This window comes from Streptococcus oralis (assembly GCF_003942585.1).
Classification (GTDB): Bacteria; Bacillota; Bacilli; order Lactobacillales; family Streptococcaceae; genus Streptococcus; species Streptococcus oralis_BE.
Window position 1 is genome coordinate 301,697 of the sequence record NZ_RJNK01000001.1, and the last position, 17,357, is coordinate 319,053.

Sequence of the window (17,357 nt, forward strand, 5' to 3'; positions counted from 1 at the left end):
TCATTTTAATTCTTCTGCAAGAACATTCATATTTTCTTCTAGATTTTCTAAGTAAGTTTTGTCATTTTCGGGGTCTGCTTCCAAAGGATTGAGTGTTTTTAGATTAACTCCTGTTGATTTGACCAAGGTTTCAGCTACTTTAGAGGAAGCATTGCTTTCAGTAAAAATTGTTTTGACCTTATAGGTTTTGACAAATTCTTGGATTTCTGTCAACTGTCTCGGACTTGGCTCTTGTTCAGGGGAAATCCCAGCTATACCAAGTTGTTTCAAACCAAAGCGTTTAGCGAGGTATGAAAAGGCTGTGTGTTGGGTAACAAAGGTCTTTTGGCTCGCTTTTCCAAAAATAGGCTGGTATTTCTTAGTCAATTCTTGGGCTTTAGCGATAAATTTCTTGGCATTTTTTTGATATGTTTCCTTATTAAAACTATCTAATTCAGACAACTTATCCGCAATAATCTGCGCTTCTTCGCCTGCTTTTTCAGGATCTAACCAAGTGTGAGGGTCATAGAGTGTTTTTTCATCGATGCCGTCACCAGCTTCTACATCTTCTAAGCCAGGTACACGCTCCAATGTCATTCCTTCAGAAGCTTCTAAAACCTTAACTTTTGAGTTTTTCAAGTTAGGATCTAAACTTCCAGCCCAAGATTCGAGCGTATGAGAGTGGTAGACAAAGACATTCGCATCATAAATGGCAGCAATATCATTTGCTGAAGGTTCATATGAGTGAATTCCACTACTTGACTGAATCATCCGAACATCATTCAAGTCACCTGATACCTCTTTGACCATGGCATAGACTGGGTAAAAACTTGTGACAATCTTCATCCCTTTTGCTTCTTGTTTTTCTTTTTGACTACATGCTCCTAAGACAAGAACCAACAGACCTGTCATTAATAATAGAAATGCTCTTTTTTTCATCATTACTCCTTAACTAGTATTTAACCATTTAATTAACTAGTAAATAGTTTATCTTTATTTACATTATATGTCAAGTTATTTTGCACATTTCCATGAAAAAAATGAGAACTAGAACTCACATTCTGCTCTCATTTTTCGATTTTATCTTTTCTAGCTCTCCTATCCTGTTTTTAGAAGTTAGAAAATGTTGCTACAACTACTTACTCTCCCTTAACAAAGCCAATAATTTTTCAGCTTCTGCCATAATAGTATTGTTGTCCTGGGCGCCAAATAGCAAGTTATTCTTTAATCCTGTGAGAGTTTCTTTGGCATTAGACTTGATAATTGGATCCTGGATTTTTGCAAGTAAATCTTCAGCCTCTCTCAGTTTTTCTTCAACCTTTTCAGTCTCAACCTGAGTTTCTTCTGGCTCCTCTGGTGATTCTTCCTCAGGTTCCTCTGTTGGTTTTGGAGACTCTGGTTTCTCACTCTGAGGCTTCTCTTCGCGAGGTTTTTCTTCCTCAGGTTTTTCTGTACGAAGTTTCTCCACTGATGGTTTTTCCGTATGATTGTTATCAGCTTGACTATTTTGGTTTCTTTGAACATGGTCACTTGCATTTCCCCAACCACTATCTGAATGCGGACGTTCGTTTGGATGTTCGACATAGTACTTGACAGTCGCAAAGAGATCTTCTAGACTATACCCCTTAGGAGCCTCATAAAGACCTTCGTCAAACCACTCAAATTTGATGTTATGGTAATGGTCATAATGAGGAATGATTAAACTACCGTTTTTGACTTCCACAGTATGTTGAAGATTGTAAGGCATACGATCAAGTGGCACCTTCTTAGCTGCTTTCACTCGATTGTAGATTGCTTCTGCTCCTTTAGCTTCAGTTTTTCCTGAATCCTGATGGTCAGTAGAAGGAGGGGTCAAACCTTTCTCTTTAGCATAATCCTGGGCTGCCGCTCTTTCGGCTTCAGACAAACTATCTTTCTTAATCCAATGACTATGGGTCATATGTGGAGTTACATAGGCATCCCCCTCATCACTGGTGATATCACGAGGATCAAAGATATAGCCATCTTCTGTTGTATACTTGCCTGCCAACTTGGCTACTTGAATCTCATCATCAGTATAAGCAATTTGTGCATTTGGTTTTCCTAGACGTTCTGGATGACGAATCGGTGCTAGGAAGGCAAGAATATCATCCACTAACTTGACTTTATCGCTTGAGGCATCATTGAGACGTTCCAAGAGTTTATCCAAAGCCTCAAAATCAGCTTGGCGACCTTTATTATCAAGTAGGTCTTGATGAATTCTTGCTAGCAAGTCATAAGCCTTATTGTAAAATTCTCGATCACCAGATGGGAGGTTGGTTTTCTTAGCTCTGAGTTTATGAGACAAACTTTCTTGCTTGGCTAGTTTACTATCAATGGCTGCTGCTGTTTCTGCTGAAAGTTCCTTGGCAGAAATATAACGTGAGGCTCCATTCTCCTCAAATACATAGCCATCAGCTACTTTTCGAACCGCCTGTTTGACCAATTTTACGTCAATTGGATTGCTTGGAGCTGGTTGAGGATTTGGTGCAGGTTGCGGACTTGGACTAGGTTCTGGAGTCAGTTGTGGACTTGGTTCTTCTGGTCTTGAATCCGGCACCCAATGGTTCGAACGATAGCGAAGCGGGATGATGCGAGCGATTCGCTCTTCCAATTCAGACATTTGTTCATAAGGGATAAAGTGGTAATGGTTACCATGAGGCACAGCAACTCCTCTAGCTGTTCGACTTGTAATCTGTGCTGGGTCGAAGACAAGGCCATCAGATTCTACGTGTCGTTGGCTGAGTGGCAAGGCATAAAGTTGTTTCAGAAGGCCATCAATATCCTCATCACTTTGACTTGCTTGGTTATCGTCGCTACTGTTGTTAGCTGTGTTCGTATGGCTGTTGCCTTGGTTATTATAGGATGGGGTCCATCTATCTACATCGCTGCTAGCACTGTTGTTATTGGTACGGCGATAAGTAGGCGTATTTGATTGGCCACTTCTACCAGATAGGAAGGCTTCTGCGGCAGCCAATTCGCTGGCAGACAAGTCACTCTTAGGAATATAGTGGAAGTGATTGCCATGAGGAACGATATAGGCATCACCAGTATCTTCAATGATATCAGAGGCATTAAAGATATAACCATCATCTGTGGTGTAGCGTCCCTGTGAACGCGCCAAGGCTACCGCACCATCGTTTGCTGAAGTTCCTCTTTCACGATGCTGACTATGTTCTTGTTTTTGCCGATTGATTTCTTCTTTTGTACGGACATTATCAGCATGGGTTGCATCCTTAAGGTAAACATAGTATTTTCCATCTACCTTGATAACATAACCACCCTTGATTTCACTGACAATATCCTCGTCCTTGAGCTGGTAGTTTGGATCCTTCATCAGCAACTCTTCACTGATGATAGCATCATAAGGAACCTTCCCATTGTAATAATGATAGTGGTCGCCATGTGAAGTAACATAGCCTTGGTCAGTTATCTTGATGACAATTTGCTCCGCATTGATGCCTTCACGCTTGCTAACCTCATCAGGAGTCAGATTCTCCGTTTTTTGCGCTGCTTGTTTTCCATCTATATAGGAAACACGATTATTTTCCTTGACCGTTCTGGCTTGATACAGTCCCAACTCATAAGTACAAAGACTTAACATCAAAGCCACCGCAGAACCAGCAAGGTATTTTTTATTAATTTTCATCGAAACTCACTTTCTTTTTTTGATATTTCTATTTGCAATTCATTTCTAAATTGCAGAAACTCCTCTCTATTACTTAACTGGTTAATAGTTTACTCCTAAATTTGCAGCTTGTCAAGAATTTTATGAACCAGTTAAGTACTTTTTTATTCTGACCACAATTTTCTCAAGATTGGACTTTATATAAGAAAGATTGGCTTGAAAATTCTTTTAAAAATATCAAAAAAAGTCCCTGCAACTGAGTTGCAAGGATTTTTCGATTAATCAAAATTAACGTATTCTTTTTGAAGTTCAAGAACTTCTTCCATTGTTGAGCATTCTGTAAGGGCACGGTTTGCGTACTCTTCCATCTTAGCTGTATCAAGTTTCTTCATCAAGCTACGTGTACGAAGTACAGATGTCGCTGACATAGAGAACTCATCCAAGCCCATTCCGACAAGAAGTGGAACAGCTTGTTGGTCACCAGCCATCTCACCACACATACCAGCCCATTTCCCTTCAGCATGAGCCGCTTTGATAACATTGTTAATCAAACGTAGGATTGATGGGTTGTATGGTTGGTAAAGGTATGAAACTTGTTCGTTCATACGGTCTGCTGCCATTGTGTATTGGATCAAGTCGTTTGTACCAATTGAGAAGAAGTCAACTTCTTTAGCAAATTGGTCTGCAAGCATTGCTGCTGCTGGGATTTCAATCATGATACCAACTTGGATATTATCCGCAACTGCAACTCCTTCAGCAAGAAGGTTTGCTTTTTCTTCGTCAAAGACCGATTTTGCTGCACGGAATTCTTTCAAGAGCGCAACCATTGGGAACATGATACGCAATTGACCGTGAACAGACGCACGAAGAAGGGCACGGATTTGTGTGCGGAACATAGCATCTCCAGTCTCAGAGATAGAGATACGAAGGGCACGGAATCCAAGGAATGGGTTCATTTCGTGAGGCATATCGAAGTAAGGAAGTTCCTTATCTCCACCGATATCCATTGTACGAACGACAACAGGTTTACCGTTCATTCCTTCAAGTACAGCCTTGTAAGCTTCATACTGCTCGTCTTCTGTTGGGAAGTCTTGAGAATCCATGTACAAGAACTCTGTACGGTAAAGACCAACAGCTTCTGCACCGTTGTCATTGACACCTTCCACGTCTTTTGGAGTACCGATGTTGGCAGCCAATTCGAAGTGTTTGCCATCAGCAGTCACTGTTTTAGCATCTTTCAAAAGTGCCCATTCAGCTTTTTGTTGAGCATAAGCTTCACCAGCTGCTTTAAATTCTATTGCTTGTTCATCAGTTGGGTTGATAATAACCTCACCAGTGATACCGTTAACGGCAAGAATGTCACCATCTTTAACGATTTCAGTGATGTTGTTTGTACCCAATACAGCAGCAATTTCAAGCGTACGTGCCATGATAGCTGAGTGGCTAGTACGTCCACCGATATTGGTTACAAAAGCTTTAACAAAGTTTTTGTCCAATTGAGCTGTATCAGAAGGAGTCAAGTCATGAGCAATGACGATTACTTCTTCATTGATGGAAGCTGGGTTTGGCAATTTTTTACCAAGGAGATTTGCCAATACACGTTTTGTCACGTCGCGGATATCCGCTGCACGTTCTTGCATGTATGGGTTATCTTCCATGCCTTCAAAGATAGTGATAAACATGTCTGTAACTTCTTTCAAACCTGCTTCTGCATTCACTTTCTTCGCACGGATTGTTTCCTTGATTTGGCTAATCATTTCTGGGTCAGCAAGAACCATTAAGTGAGCGTCAAAAACTTGAGCCGCTTCTTCCCCTAGCGTACCTACTGCTTTCTCGCGAATAACAGAAAGCTCGTCTTGTGATGCTTGTAGAGCGGCATCAAGGCGAGCTTCTTCTGCGTTTGTATCTTCGACTGTAACAGTCTCAAATGACAAATCCGGTTGAACGAGTAGATATGCTTTTGCAACTGCAACACCGTCAGATGCTGCGATTCCTTTAAGCATTTCTGTCATTTTCCTTATGCCAATCCTTCTTTTTCCATAGTTTCAGTGATAGCAGCGATTGCGTCGTCAGCATCTGCACCTTCAGCTGAAATTGTAACGTCAGCACCTTGGCCAACACCAAGACTCATAACACCCATGATAGATTTAAGGTTTACTGATTTACCTTTGTACTCAAGAGTGATATCTGAAGCAAATTTGCTAGCTGTTTGAACCAACAATGTTGCTGGACGTGCGTGAATACCTGTTTCTGCCACTACGTGGAAATCTTTAGAAGCCATAGTTTGACTCTCCTTTAAGTGTTTTCTATTTGAGTTATAAGTGATAACCCTTACAATAGTGTATTATATCACCTTCAAGATAATTTTTCAAGTGTTTTATGGACTTTCTTCAATTTCCTTTCAGATAACTTGCTGAAAATCTTCTATATAAATTACCAACATACAGGATATAGTTTTTTGTTTTAATAAACTTTGATAGTTCAATGAAAGTCAAAGCTTATGTTTTAAAAACCACTATATCTTGTATTTGGTTTTTAAAACTGTAACTTTTAGGCACAAGATTTAGTTTAAAAAGTTTGACAAAGTTTTTTTTTCTGATATACTAAGAAAGTAATCAAATTTTATGAGGAGTTACGAAAATGGTAACGGTTTATTCTAAAAATAATTGTGTACAATGTAAAATGACCAAACGTTTCTTGGACAGCAACAATGTGGCCTATCGTGAGATCAATCTCGACGAGCAACCTGAGTACATCGATCAAGTTAAAGAGCTCGGTTTCAGCGCAGCTCCTGTTATCCAAACACCAACTGAAGTCTTTTCAGGCTTCCAACCAGGAAAACTGAAACAATTAGCATAATCTTAGTACATCATCCAGAAGAAACTCGCTTCTAGGGCTAACTTAGAGGCCTTTCTTTTGTAATTAGATAAAGGAAATTTTATGGGATTAAAACATCTTGAGGACGTGACCTACTTCCGTCTCAATAACGAAATTAACCGTCCTGTTAATGGACAAATCATGCTTCATAAAGATAAAGAAGCCTTGGATGCTTTCTTTAAAGAAAATGTAGTTCCAAACACTATGGTTTTTGATTCAATCACTGATAAAATCAACTACCTCATTGAACACAACTACATTGAAACAGCATTTATTAAGAAATACCGTCCAGAATTCTTGGAAGAATTGTCTCAATTTATCAAGGATCAAAACTTTCAATTCAAGTCTTTCATGGCTGCCTATAAGTTCTATAATCAATACGCCTTGAAGACTAATGACGGTGAATATTACCTTGAAAGCATGGAAGACCGCGTCTTCTTTAACGCACTTTATTTCGCAGATGGTAATGAAGCTGTTGCGATTGATATTGCCAATGAAATCATCCACCAACGCTACCAACCTGCTACTCCTTCCTTCTTGAATGCTGGACGTGCTCGTCGTGGGGAGTTGGTATCTTGTTTCTTGATTCAGGTGACTGATGATATGAACTCTATCGGACGTTCCATCAACTCAGCTCTTCAACTTTCACGTATTGGTGGTGGTGTGGGAATTTCCCTCAGCAACCTTCGTGAAGCCGGAGCTCCTATCAAAGGTTATGAAGGTGCTGCTTCTGGTGTCGTACCAGTTATGAAGCTTTTTGAAGACAGCTTCTCTTACTCAAACCAACTCGGGCAACGTCAAGGTGCTGGGGTTGTCTACCTCAACGTCTTTCACCCTGACATCATCGCCTTCCTTTCTACTAAGAAAGAAAATGCCGATGAAAAAGTTCGTGTGAAGACTCTTTCACTTGGTGTAGTGGTACCAGATAAATTCTACGAATTGGCTCGTAAAAATGAAGAAATGTATCTCTTTAGCCCATACTCTGTAGAGCTTGAATATGGTGTGCCGTTCAACTATATCGACATCACTGAAAAATACGATGAATTGGTCGCAAATCCAAACATCCGCAAGACAAAAATCAAGGCACGTGATTTGGAAACTGAAATCTCTAAATTACAACAAGAATCTGGCTATCCTTATGTAGTCAACATTGATACGGCTAACCGCGCTAATCCTGTTGATGGAAAGATTATCATGAGTAACTTGTGTTCTGAGATTCTTCAAGTTCAAGAACCAAGCTTGATCAACGATGCTCAAGAATTCCTTCAAATGGGAACAGACGTTTCATGTAACCTTGGATCAACAAACGTGGTCAACATGATGACTTCACCTGACTTTGGTCGTTCTATCCGCGCTATGGTTCGTGCCCTTACTTTCGTTACAGATAGTTCACACATCGTAGCTGTTCCTACTATCGACCACGGAAACAGTTTGGCTCACACCTTTGGTCTTGGTGCCATGGGGCTTCATAGTTACCTTGCCCAACAACTCATCGAATACGGATCACCTGAGTCAGTTGAATTTACAAGCATCTACTTTATGCTTATGAACTACTGGACCTTGGTAGAATCAAACAATATCGCTCGCGAGCGTGGTGTAACCTTCCACAACTTTGAAAAATCAGACTATGCTAACGGTAGCTACTTCGACAAGTATGTGACAGGCGAGTTTATTCCAAAATCAGACCGTGTTAAAGAACTCTTTAAGGATGTCTTTATTCCAAGCGCTGCTGACTGGGCGGAACTTCGCGAAAAGGTTCAAGCAGATGGACTTTATCACCAAAACCGCCTTGCTGTAGCGCCAAATGGTTCTATCAGTTACATCAACGATGTTTCTGCTTCTATCCACCCGATTACGCAACGTATCGAAGAACGCCAAGAGAAGAAAATCGGTAAAATCTACTACCCTGCTGCAGGTTTGTCAACAGATACTATCCCTTACTACACTTCTGCTTACGACATGGATATGCGTAAGGTGATTGATGTTTACGCTGCTGCAACTGAACACGTGGACCAAGGGCTTTCACTCACTCTCTTCATGCGTAGCGACATTCCAAAAGGTCTTTACGAATGGAAGAAGGAAAATAAACAAACGACACGTGACTTGTCTATCCTTCGTAACTATGCCTTTAACAAGGGTATCAAGTCTATCTACTACGTCCGTACCTTTACAGATGACGGTGGGGAAGTTGGTGCTAACCAATGTGAAAGCTGTGTGATTTAATTTTAATCGGAGCCAACTAAATTTCATCTGATTACTGATTAAATGCCCCGCAATAAACTTGGACAAGTACCTAAAATACTAGGAAAAATGAAAAGTCGGTCTTCCGACTTTTTGTGCGATACTCTTCTCAGACTGTCATAAAATAGAGAAGATTCTATCATCGCATTATTACATACAGAAAGAGATTTCAAATGGAAACTTACTACAAAGCCATTAACTGGAATGCCATCGAAGATGTCATCGACAAATCAACTTGGGAAAAGCTGACAGAGCAATTCTGGCTCGATACGCGTATCCCCTTGTCAAATGACCTAGACGACTGGAGAAAACTATCAAACAAGGAAAAAGACTTGGTTGGAAAAGTCTTTGGTGGTTTGACCCTTTTGGATACCATGCAATCTGAAACAGGGGTTCAGGCGCTTCGCTCAGACATCCGTACACCGCATGAGGAAGCTGTTTTCAACAACATCCAATTTATGGAATCTGTCCACGCAAAATCCTATTCTTCTATCTTCTCTACCTTGAACACCAAGGCTGAAATCGAAGAAATCTTTGAATGGACCAACACTAACCCCTACCTACAAAGAAAAGCGGAAATTATCAATGAAATCTATCTCAATGGTAGCCCGCTAGAAAAGAAAGTTGCCAGCGTTTTCCTTGAAACCTTCCTCTTCTACTCTGGTTTCTTTACGCCTCTCTACTATCTCGGTAACAACAAACTGGCCAACGTTGCGGAAATCATCAAACTGATCATCCGTGATGAGTCTGTTCATGGAACTTACATTGGTTACAAATTCCAACTTGGTTTTAACGAATTGCCTGAAGAAGAGCAAGAAAAACTTAAAGAATGGATGTACGACCTGCTCTATACCCTCTACGAGAACGAAGAAGGTTATACTGAAAGTCTCTATGACGGTGTTGGCTGGACTGAGGAAGTTAAAACCTTCCTTCGTTACAATGCCAATAAGGCTCTTATGAATCTAGGACAAGATCCACTCTTCCCAGATTCAGCTGATGATGTCAACCCAATCGTTATGAACGGTATTTCAACAGGAACTTCTAACCACGACTTCTTCTCTCAAGTCGGAAATGGTTACCTCCTTGGTGAAGTTGAAGCTATGCAAGACGAGGATTACAACTACGGTTTAGACTAATTTGACCAATCATTCAAAATATCATGGTTTGTTTAAAACAACCATGGTATTTTTGTTTTTGTTTTATTTTGTTTTTTTCTATTTGATTGATTGAGCGTTTTATGGTAAGATAATAATAGTAGAAATCGAGGTGATAAGGATGCTAAAGCAAGAAAAACTAGATAGTATTCTAGAAGCAGTAAACACAAAAGGCACTATTACTGTAAAAGAGATTATGGAGAGTCTTGATGTATCAGATATGACAGCCCGTCGCTACTTACAAGAACTAGCAGACAAGGATTTGCTGGTACGCGTGCATGGTGGCGCTGAAAAACTTCGTACAGGTTCTCTCTTAAACAACGAACGCTCAAATGTTGAAAAACAAGGCTTGCAGATTGCTGAAAAACAAGAAATTAGCCGTTTTGTAGGTCATTTGATTGACGAAGGTGAAACCATTTTTATCGGGCCAGGAACAACCTTAGAATGTTTTGCTCGTGAACTCCCAATTGATAATATTCGTGTTGTAACAAACAGTCTTCCTGTTTTTCTCATCCTAAACGAACGAAAACTAACAGATTTGATTTTGATTGGTGGAAACTATCGCTCTATCACTGGTGCTTTTGTAGGGACACTCACCTTGCAGGATTTGACCAACCTTCAGTTTTCTAAGGCATTTGTTAGCTGTAATGGTATTAAGGATAAGGCAATTGCTACTTTCAGTGAAGAAGAGGGCGAGGTACAACGAATCGCCTTGAATAATGCCAATAAAAAATACTTACTGGCAGACCACAGCAAGTTTAATAAGTTTGATTTTTACACTTTCTACAATATCTCAGAGATTGATACCATCGTTTCAGACTCTAAACTGAGTCAGGAGACATTTGAAGATCTGTCGAAACAAACAACCATTCTTTTATCAAAACCATAAAAATTCCCCTGCCTTTTGGTGGGGAATTTTTGTTGAATTTTAATCAATAAGTTGTGTCTCAGCTAGTTTCTTGTACCAGTGAGCCGATTTCTTTGGATAGCGCTCCTGGGTTTCAAAATCAACATAGAAGAGGCCATAACGCTTTTCATAGCCATTTGACCAAGAAAAGACATCCATCAGCGACCAGATAAAGTAGCCTTTGACATTGGCTCCATCGGAGATTGCATCTGCAATCACTTCCATATGTTTCTTAACATAATCAATCCGTCCATCATCGTAGACTGTTCCATCCACAAACTCATCTTTGTATCCGAGACCATTCTCTGTGATGTAGATTTTCTTGTAATTTGGGTAATCTTTCTTCACGCGCATGATTTGATCATACAAACCTTGAGGATAGATAATCCAATCCCAATCAGTACGTGGCACATAATCTGGAGCTACTCGACGTCCAACTCCCTTAATCTGATACTTAGAGCTTCCTTTTTCACCCTTACCGTTATGAATGATTTCTGTTTCGCCATCAAAGGCTTGCATCCAATCACTCATGTAGTAGTTAATTCCAAGGAAGTCATTCAGGTCTTTTGCAGCTTCTAGGACTGCGAAGTCTTCTTCACGCAGATCTAAGCTACCACCATTGACTGCTAAGATATGGTTGACACCTTCCATTGTTTCTTCGGAATATCGTCCTAGATAAGTCGCATCCAAAATAAATTTATTGTGAATGATATCTTCTAACTCGGCTGCACGAACATCTGCTGGATTATCTGGATCCAGAGGATACTTAGTAGGCAGTGCATGAACCACACCAATTTCACCCTTATATCCCTTATCCTTGAAAAGTTTTACTGCACGCGCATGCGACACCATCATATTGTGATGAGATTGGAAGACTTTGGCAAGGTCGTACTGAATACCTGGAGGGAATTTCCCAACCAAATACTGGCCATCCCCTATCGGCCCAATTTCATTAAAGGTTGTCCAAAAGTTAACTTCAGGAAATTCTTCAAAACAGAAGGCTGCATAATCCACAAAGTGATCAATGTTTTCTCTGTTTAGGAAATCTCCGTTTGAATGAAGCGCCTCTGGTGTGTCAAAGTGATGGAGGGTCACGAAGGGCTCAACATGTCGTTTGTGACATTCTGCAAATAACTTGTGATAGAACTCAACTCCCTTGGCATTGACTTTCCCGTAACCAGTTGGAAAGATACGTGACCAAGCGATTGAAATACGGATACCATTGACACCATACTCTTCTGCAAGTTTGAGGTCAACTGGGTATTTGTGATAGAAATCACTGGCTGGCTCAGCAGTGTACCAGTAGTTGTCCTTAAGATATTTATCCCAGGCAACTGGCCCTTTACCATCAGTATTGGTTGCACCTTCTGCTTGGTAGGCTGCTGTTGCTCCGCCAAAAATAAAGTCTTTTGGAAGTGTTTTTGTCATTTGATTCACCTTTCAAGAAATAGAAATGAGATGGGGGTATAGTTGGGAAGAGTTCCTCCATCTCACTTCTTCGCCATTTACATTTTATCCTTCGAACTGCGCTTGAACGAAGGCAAGAGCGCCTTTTCCGTCACGAGTCAGTTTAATGTATTGGCCACCTTCTGTCTTGGCAAGTTTGATACCAAGTTTGTCGGTTTCGGCCTTCATATCTTCAAAGTTTGAAGCAACTTGAGGAGCAAGGATAACCAGATCAAACTCAGGCAACATTTCACGGTGAGCACCATAGCCACCAGCTGCTGCTTTAACAGGGACCTTGTATTCTGCTGCCGCTTTGTTTAGAGCATTTGCAAGGAGACCACTTGTTCCTCCGCCTGCACAAAGAACGAGAACATTAGTTTCTTCAGTGATTGTGTTTTGCGCTGCTTCTACACCTGCTTTTTCAAGAATCGCATCTGCTTTGGCAGTATTGAAGTTTGCTGCTACTTTTTCTTTCAATTCATCATTGGCTTTACCGGAACGCTCTTCTTCAAGAATTTGTTCATCATAAACCTTGAGGAATGGATAGTAAATGGCTACGTCAACAAGGATTAACAAAGCAGCAAGAACAAATGACAAGAATTGGAAGTTTGTACCGAGAACAATACCGAGCGGTCCTGGTGTTGTCCAAGGAAGGTTGGCTGTAAATGAGTTCATGCCAAGAGTCTCAATGAAGAATTTAAAGATCCATACGTTGGCAATTGGCGCAAAGATGAAAGGAATAAAGAAGATTGGGTTCAAGACAAGTGGTGCACCAAACAGGATTGGTTCGTTTACTCCAAAGAAAGTTGGAACTACTGAAGCACGACCGATTGCACGGTTTCGTTTTGATTTGGTCAGCCACATGAACATGAATGGAACAACCAGTGTCGCACCAGTACCACCCATGGTAACGATAAACATTTGTGTACCAGAAGTAAGGATCTTGTCTGCATGCATCCCTTGTTGAAGAAGGTTCAAGTTGACTTCAGCATTTGCATAGGTAATCGCTGCGATTGCAGGTTCGACGATGGAAGGACCGTGGATACCCACAAACCAGAAGAAAGCAAAGGCCCCAAAAATAATGGTAATACCTAGATAACCATCAGCAGCAGAGAATAATGGTGCAAAGAATTTACCGATTGATTCAGCTACGCTTACTCCAACAAATTGACGCGCAAGTAAATCAAGAACATATAGAGAAACCACTGATAGAGTGAATGGAATCACATCTTTAAATACTTGTGAGATATTTGGTGGAACTTCGTCAGGCATACGAATAGTGACGTTGTTCTTAACACAAACCTTATAGATGGCTACAGTAACAAAGGCAGCAAGGAAGGCTGAAAGCAAACCTTTTGTCCCCAAGAATCCAGTAGCTAGGCCATTTTCGATAGGATCAGCTGCCAACATCAACAAACCAACAATTGCTGCCAACAATGTTGACATATAGTTGATTTGATTGGTTTTCTCCATGCTACGGTTTACTGAGTCGGTCAATGACTTAGCTGTTGTACCAGCTACCAAGAGAGCTAGAATCCCCATTGAATAGCTATAAGGTTTCATGAGGAGATTAACAACATCATCAGACCATTTAAAGCCCCATGAGTTTGGTACAAAAGCAATCAAGATAAAGATACTTGAGAAGAGAATGACAGGCATACCAGCAATGAAACCATCACGAATGGCACGAAGATAGATATTACGAGATAGTTTCTCAAAGAAAGGTTTTCCTTTCTCAATAAAAGCAATTAGTTTGTTCATTACTTAACTCCTCTCTTATAGAGTTCGATTAAATGGTGCATCAAATCTTTTAACAAGATAGTTGTCATCAAGTGGTCTTGGCCATGCATCATGGTTACACTATAGGCCAAATCTTCACCAGCTGCCTCCTTAGTCAAAAGGCTTGTTTGCGCGTGGTGAGCCTCTGCAATGCAAGAACCAGCTTCCTCGACTAAGCTATCTGCTTTCGCAAAATCGCTAGCCTCAGCAGCCTTCAAGGCTTCCAATAGTTTTGAACGAGCATCGCCAGCATAGGCTACGATTTCAAAACCTAACAATGTTACTTCTTCTCTATTCATGATAGAATGCTCCTTATGTATTTTTAATTAAATTTTTATGACAATAAACGTTGGATATGTAGAACTAGATAAACTCGTTCACTTTTATACAAATCAAGACCCGTATGTTGCGTAATCACATCATAGATCTTGGAACCGACCTCAAATGCCTTTGGATAGGATTGTTTGATATGGTCTTCCATATCCAGAAGAGATTGATTATCATCTCTGGAACGGTCTAAATAATCCAAAAAATAGTTGAGATGAATCATAAAGCGATCATAGAAATGGTTATTCTTTTTGGTTCGTTGAATCGCATAACCCTTTAGCACTTCTTCGACATTCCTGAGAATTTCTTTCCTCTTATCAATCGACTCAACAACTTCCACTTCATTCTCACCTTCGGCATTGATGAAATGATAAGCGATCCGAATAATTTCATCCTCAGGGAAATGATCTGTCAATTTCTGACGATAAATTTCAAAGGCTTCCTTTGCGATTTGAAAAGCTACAGGATACTTGGCAGAAATATCCGGCAGATTGCTATCCTTGTACCTTCCTTGCGTTAGAGCTTGATAAGAACAGTAAATATGATCTGTCAAGGTCACATAGAGATACTCTTGAATCGGATAATGATATTTCTTAGAAAGCTTATCAATAATCTCATAGGTCACTGTGATAAAATCAAGCGGGACATCTTTGAGCAGAGCCATAAAGTTTTCTCTGGACTCTTCTGTCTTCATCCGAAAGATTTTCTCAACCTGATTTTCAGCAATCAAATCCCCCTTCTTTTTTCCAAATGCAATCCCCTTACCAATCACAATCACTTCTTCTCCTTTATCATTTCTGACAAGCGAGACATTGTGATTCATTGGATTTAGAATTCGATACATGGCAACCTCCTTTTATCTCTTAAAGGTATATGAGTACAAAAAATGACCACAAATGAACTAGAAAATCAATTGATTTCTAATCCACCTGTGATCATGCCTAATATTACTTAGTAACACTCACCTTGTATTAACTTGTGATTTAAGTATAGCACAAGTAAGTTTTTTTGTAAACCTTTACATTCAACTTTTTTTAAATTTTTTATTTAGATCAATGTTCCTAAGATTAGGGGGAAAACTTATACACGTTCAGTCCATGAAGTCGCTGTTGTTTGAAGAACCTTGTTGAGTTCGTCAATGTTCTCAAAACCAGTTGTACGCAACCACTCACGAGCTGCTGCTTCACCGTCTTTGATGTAGGCTTCAACTGATCCAGCCCAGGTTGCACGGCCACAAAGAACTCCATTGAAGTTTGCACCTGATTCGTGGGCAAAGACAAGTGTTTCTTGGAAGAGTTTAGCTGATACGCCCGCACTCAAGTAGATGTATGGCAAGTTAGTTGCCTCGTCTTGTGCTTTGAAGAAGGCTGCTGCTTCTTCGCGAGTATGCACAATTTCACCATCACCAAAGCCTTCAACGTATTTAACATTGACTGGAACTTCCACTTTCAAGACATCGATATTGAAGCGTGGGTCTGAGAAGACTTTCATGGCACCGATAACCTTGTGTGGTTTTACTTTCGCATATTCTGCAGAACCTGCGTCAGCGATTTTTTCATCGTAAGCGAGGATTTCAAGGAAGAATGGAATATCTTCCGCCACACACTCAGAACCGATGCGTTCGATGTAGGCTTGTTTTTGTTGGTTGAGTTCGTCAGCGCTGTCTACGTCATAGTAAAGCAAGAACTTAACAGCGTCTGCACCTTGTTCCTTGATACGTTTTGCAGACCAAACATCCAGGCAGTCTGGCAAGCGTTTGGTGCTTGTTGTGTCGTAACCAGTTTTCTCATAAGCAAGGAGAAGACCAGCATTTGGAGCAAGCGCTTTTGTAGCTGGGAGACCATACTCTGGGTCTAGAAGCATAGATGAAGCGTATTTTGTCAATTCATCTGCAACCAAGACTTTGAGTTCTTCCATTTGAGCAACAGTTGGCTCTTCCGTTTGGTATTGAGCCATAAGGCGTTTCAAAGCACCACGTTGGTCAAAGGCAAGAGCTGAGATAATACCATTTTCATCTGAAAGTTTTTCTAAGCATGCACGTTTTTGTTCCGTTAAAACCATTTTATACCTCTTTTACGATTAGTTGGTCGTATAGACCTTGATAGTTAGCCATATTCACATGACCTGTCATTTTTTCTTGAGCGTTAAGCATACCAAGGACATTGGCCTTGATGAGGAGTTCTGCATCCGATTCCCTATGAAGAAGTCCTGAGGAAATCCCTGCCACAGTAGAGTCACCAGATCCAACAGGATTGACTACCTGAATTCTAGGAATATCTACTTTATAGAAAGTATCCCCATGTTTTGCAAAAGCACCATTTGCACCAAGTGAAACGATAATCCACTCAATCCCTGCAAATAGAGGCTCTTGAAGAACTTCCTTTAATTCATCCAAATCTTCTGAAACTTCTTTCCCAAGAAGCTGAGACAATTCTTCGTTATTTGGTTTGATAACTGTTGGTTTGTGTGGTGATTCAAGGATCGCCTGAAGAGCTGCACCTGAGCAGTCCAGAACAACTGATTTTCCTGCGCGATTAGCAAGTTCTACCAAGCTTGCATAGTAGTCAACTGGAAGACCTGCTGGCAGACTACCTGAGATGGCTACTACTTCCACAGTGTCAAGAAGATTTTCGAAATGAGTCAAGAAATATTGCCCTTCTTGTTCCAGAACTTCAGGCCCTTTCTCCAGAATTTCTGTTTGGTTGTCTCCGTGGAGAATAGCGATACAGTTACGAGTTTCTCCCTGAATTGAGAAGAAATCTTTCTTTACTTGATTATCGATATTTTCAACCAAAAACTCACCAAATTTACCACCGACCAAACCAGTAGCAGCAACAGAATCACCAAATTCTGAAAGAACTCGTGTAACATTGAGCCCTTTACCACCAGCTGTCTTGGTCACGTCCACCACACGGTTGACAGTGTCAATTTTCAATTCATCCAAAGGATAAGAAATATCAATGGATGGATTCATTGTGACTGTTAAAATCATACGTCACCT

Annotated in this window: 14 protein-coding genes; 4 read left to right on the forward strand and 10 right to left on the reverse strand. The window is 40.5% G+C overall.

What is annotated here, in order from left to right:
* From D8862_RS01535 to D8862_RS01550, 4 genes are all read right to left on the reverse strand, one after another.
* Positions 1-918, reverse strand: coding sequence for a metal ABC transporter solute-binding protein, Zn/Mn family (locus tag D8862_RS01535; RefSeq protein ID WP_125448437.1), 918 nt, complete (start codon positions 916-918; stop codon positions 1-3).
* 196 nt (positions 919-1,114) lie between these two features.
* A complete protein-coding gene (locus D8862_RS01540; RefSeq protein WP_125448438.1) occupies positions 1,115-3,646 on the reverse strand; it encodes a pneumococcal-type histidine triad protein in 2,532 nt (843 codons plus the stop codon).
* A gap of 257 nt (positions 3,647-3,903) precedes the next feature.
* Positions 3,904-5,637, reverse strand: coding sequence for a phosphoenolpyruvate--protein phosphotransferase (gene ptsP, locus D8862_RS01545; protein WP_125448439.1), 1,734 nt, complete (start codon positions 5,635-5,637; stop codon positions 3,904-3,906).
* Between the two features lie 5 nt (positions 5,638-5,642).
* Entirely contained in the window at positions 5,643-5,906 is a 264-nt protein-coding gene (locus tag D8862_RS01550) for a phosphocarrier protein HPr (RefSeq protein WP_000146948.1), read from the reverse strand.
* 359 nt (positions 5,907-6,265) lie between these two features.
* On the opposite strand from D8862_RS01550, the gene nrdH reads away from it, so the two are divergent.
* From nrdH to D8862_RS01570, 4 genes are all read left to right on the forward strand, one after another.
* Complete coding sequence (nrdH, locus tag D8862_RS01555) at positions 6,266-6,484, forward strand: glutaredoxin-like protein NrdH (RefSeq protein WP_000259240.1); 219 nt, start codon at positions 6,266-6,268, stop codon at positions 6,482-6,484.
* A gap of 81 nt (positions 6,485-6,565) precedes the next feature.
* Entirely contained in the window at positions 6,566-8,725 is a 2,160-nt protein-coding gene (gene nrdE / locus D8862_RS01560) for a class 1b ribonucleoside-diphosphate reductase subunit alpha (protein WP_125448440.1), read from the forward strand.
* A 191-nt stretch (positions 8,726-8,916) separates the two neighbouring features.
* A complete protein-coding gene (nrdF, locus tag D8862_RS01565; protein WP_000451378.1) occupies positions 8,917-9,879 on the forward strand; it encodes a class 1b ribonucleoside-diphosphate reductase subunit beta in 963 nt (320 codons plus the stop codon).
* Between the two features lie 139 nt (positions 9,880-10,018).
* On the forward strand, positions 10,019-10,786 hold the full coding sequence (locus D8862_RS01570) for a DeoR/GlpR family DNA-binding transcription regulator (RefSeq protein WP_125448441.1): 768 nt from the start codon (positions 10,019-10,021) through the stop codon (positions 10,784-10,786).
* Between the two features lie 39 nt (positions 10,787-10,825).
* On the opposite strand, the gene lacG is transcribed toward D8862_RS01570, so the two are convergent.
* From lacG to D8862_RS01600, 6 genes are all read right to left on the reverse strand, one after another.
* Complete coding sequence (lacG, locus tag D8862_RS01575; RefSeq protein ID WP_125448442.1) at positions 10,826-12,232, reverse strand: 6-phospho-beta-galactosidase; 1,407 nt, start codon at positions 12,230-12,232, stop codon at positions 10,826-10,828.
* A gap of 84 nt (positions 12,233-12,316) precedes the next feature.
* Positions 12,317-14,011, reverse strand: a complete 1,695-nt coding sequence (locus D8862_RS01580; protein WP_125448443.1) for a lactose-specific PTS transporter subunit EIIC — start codon at positions 14,009-14,011, stop codon at positions 12,317-12,319.
* Positions 14,011-14,328 carry a PTS lactose/cellobiose transporter subunit IIA gene (locus D8862_RS01585; RefSeq protein ID WP_001078334.1) on the reverse strand — a complete coding sequence of 106 codons (318 nt, stop codon included), beginning with the start codon at positions 14,326-14,328 and terminating at the stop codon, positions 14,011-14,013. Before D8862_RS01585 ends, D8862_RS01580 begins: the two co-directional genes overlap by 1 nt.
* Positions 14,329-14,363: 35 nt before the next feature.
* Positions 14,364-15,200 carry a PRD domain-containing protein gene (locus tag D8862_RS01590; protein WP_125448444.1) on the reverse strand — a complete coding sequence of 279 codons (837 nt, stop codon included), beginning with the start codon at positions 15,198-15,200 and terminating at the stop codon, positions 14,364-14,366.
* Between the two features lie 236 nt (positions 15,201-15,436).
* Positions 15,437-16,417, reverse strand: a complete 981-nt coding sequence (lacD, locus tag D8862_RS01595) for a tagatose-bisphosphate aldolase (protein ID WP_125448445.1) — start codon at positions 16,415-16,417, stop codon at positions 15,437-15,439.
* A gap of 1 nt (position 16,418) precedes the next feature.
* A complete protein-coding gene (locus D8862_RS01600) occupies positions 16,419-17,348 on the reverse strand; it encodes a tagatose-6-phosphate kinase (RefSeq protein WP_125448446.1) in 930 nt (309 codons plus the stop codon).
* Positions 17,349-17,357: the final 9 nt, after the last annotated feature.

Bases quoted from the DNA above. Each gene is read 5' to 3' on its own strand.
- D8862_RS01535 (WP_125448437.1), bottom strand. From the start codon at position 918: ATGAAAAAAAGAGCATTTCTATTATTAATGACAGGTCTGTTGGTTCTT.
- D8862_RS01540 (WP_125448438.1), bottom strand. From the start codon at position 3,646: ATGAAAATTAATAAAAAATACCTTGCTGGTTCTGCGGTGGCTTTGATG.
- ptsP (WP_125448439.1), bottom strand. From the start codon at position 5,637: ATGACAGAAATGCTTAAAGGAATCGCAGCATCTGACGGTGTTGCAGTT.
- D8862_RS01550 (WP_000146948.1), bottom strand. From the start codon at position 5,906: ATGGCTTCTAAAGATTTCCACGTAGTGGCAGAAACAGGTATTCACGCA.
- nrdH (WP_000259240.1), top strand. From the start codon at position 6,266: ATGGTAACGGTTTATTCTAAAAATAATTGTGTACAATGTAAAATGACC.
- nrdE (WP_125448440.1), top strand. From the start codon at position 6,566: ATGGGATTAAAACATCTTGAGGACGTGACCTACTTCCGTCTCAATAAC.
- nrdF (WP_000451378.1), top strand. From the start codon at position 8,917: ATGGAAACTTACTACAAAGCCATTAACTGGAATGCCATCGAAGATGTC.
- D8862_RS01570 (WP_125448441.1), top strand. From the start codon at position 10,019: ATGCTAAAGCAAGAAAAACTAGATAGTATTCTAGAAGCAGTAAACACA.
- lacG (WP_125448442.1), bottom strand. From the start codon at position 12,232: ATGACAAAAACACTTCCAAAAGACTTTATTTTTGGCGGAGCAACAGCA.
- D8862_RS01580 (WP_125448443.1), bottom strand. From the start codon at position 14,011: ATGAACAAACTAATTGCTTTTATTGAGAAAGGAAAACCTTTCTTTGAG.
- D8862_RS01585 (WP_001078334.1), bottom strand. From the start codon at position 14,328: ATGAATAGAGAAGAAGTAACATTGTTAGGTTTTGAAATCGTAGCCTAT.
- D8862_RS01590 (WP_125448444.1), bottom strand. From the start codon at position 15,200: ATGTATCGAATTCTAAATCCAATGAATCACAATGTCTCGCTTGTCAGA.
- lacD (WP_125448445.1), bottom strand. From the start codon at position 16,417: ATGGTTTTAACGGAACAAAAACGTGCATGCTTAGAAAAACTTTCAGAT.
- D8862_RS01600 (WP_125448446.1), bottom strand. From the start codon at position 17,348: ATGATTTTAACAGTCACAATGAATCCATCCATTGATATTTCTTATCCT.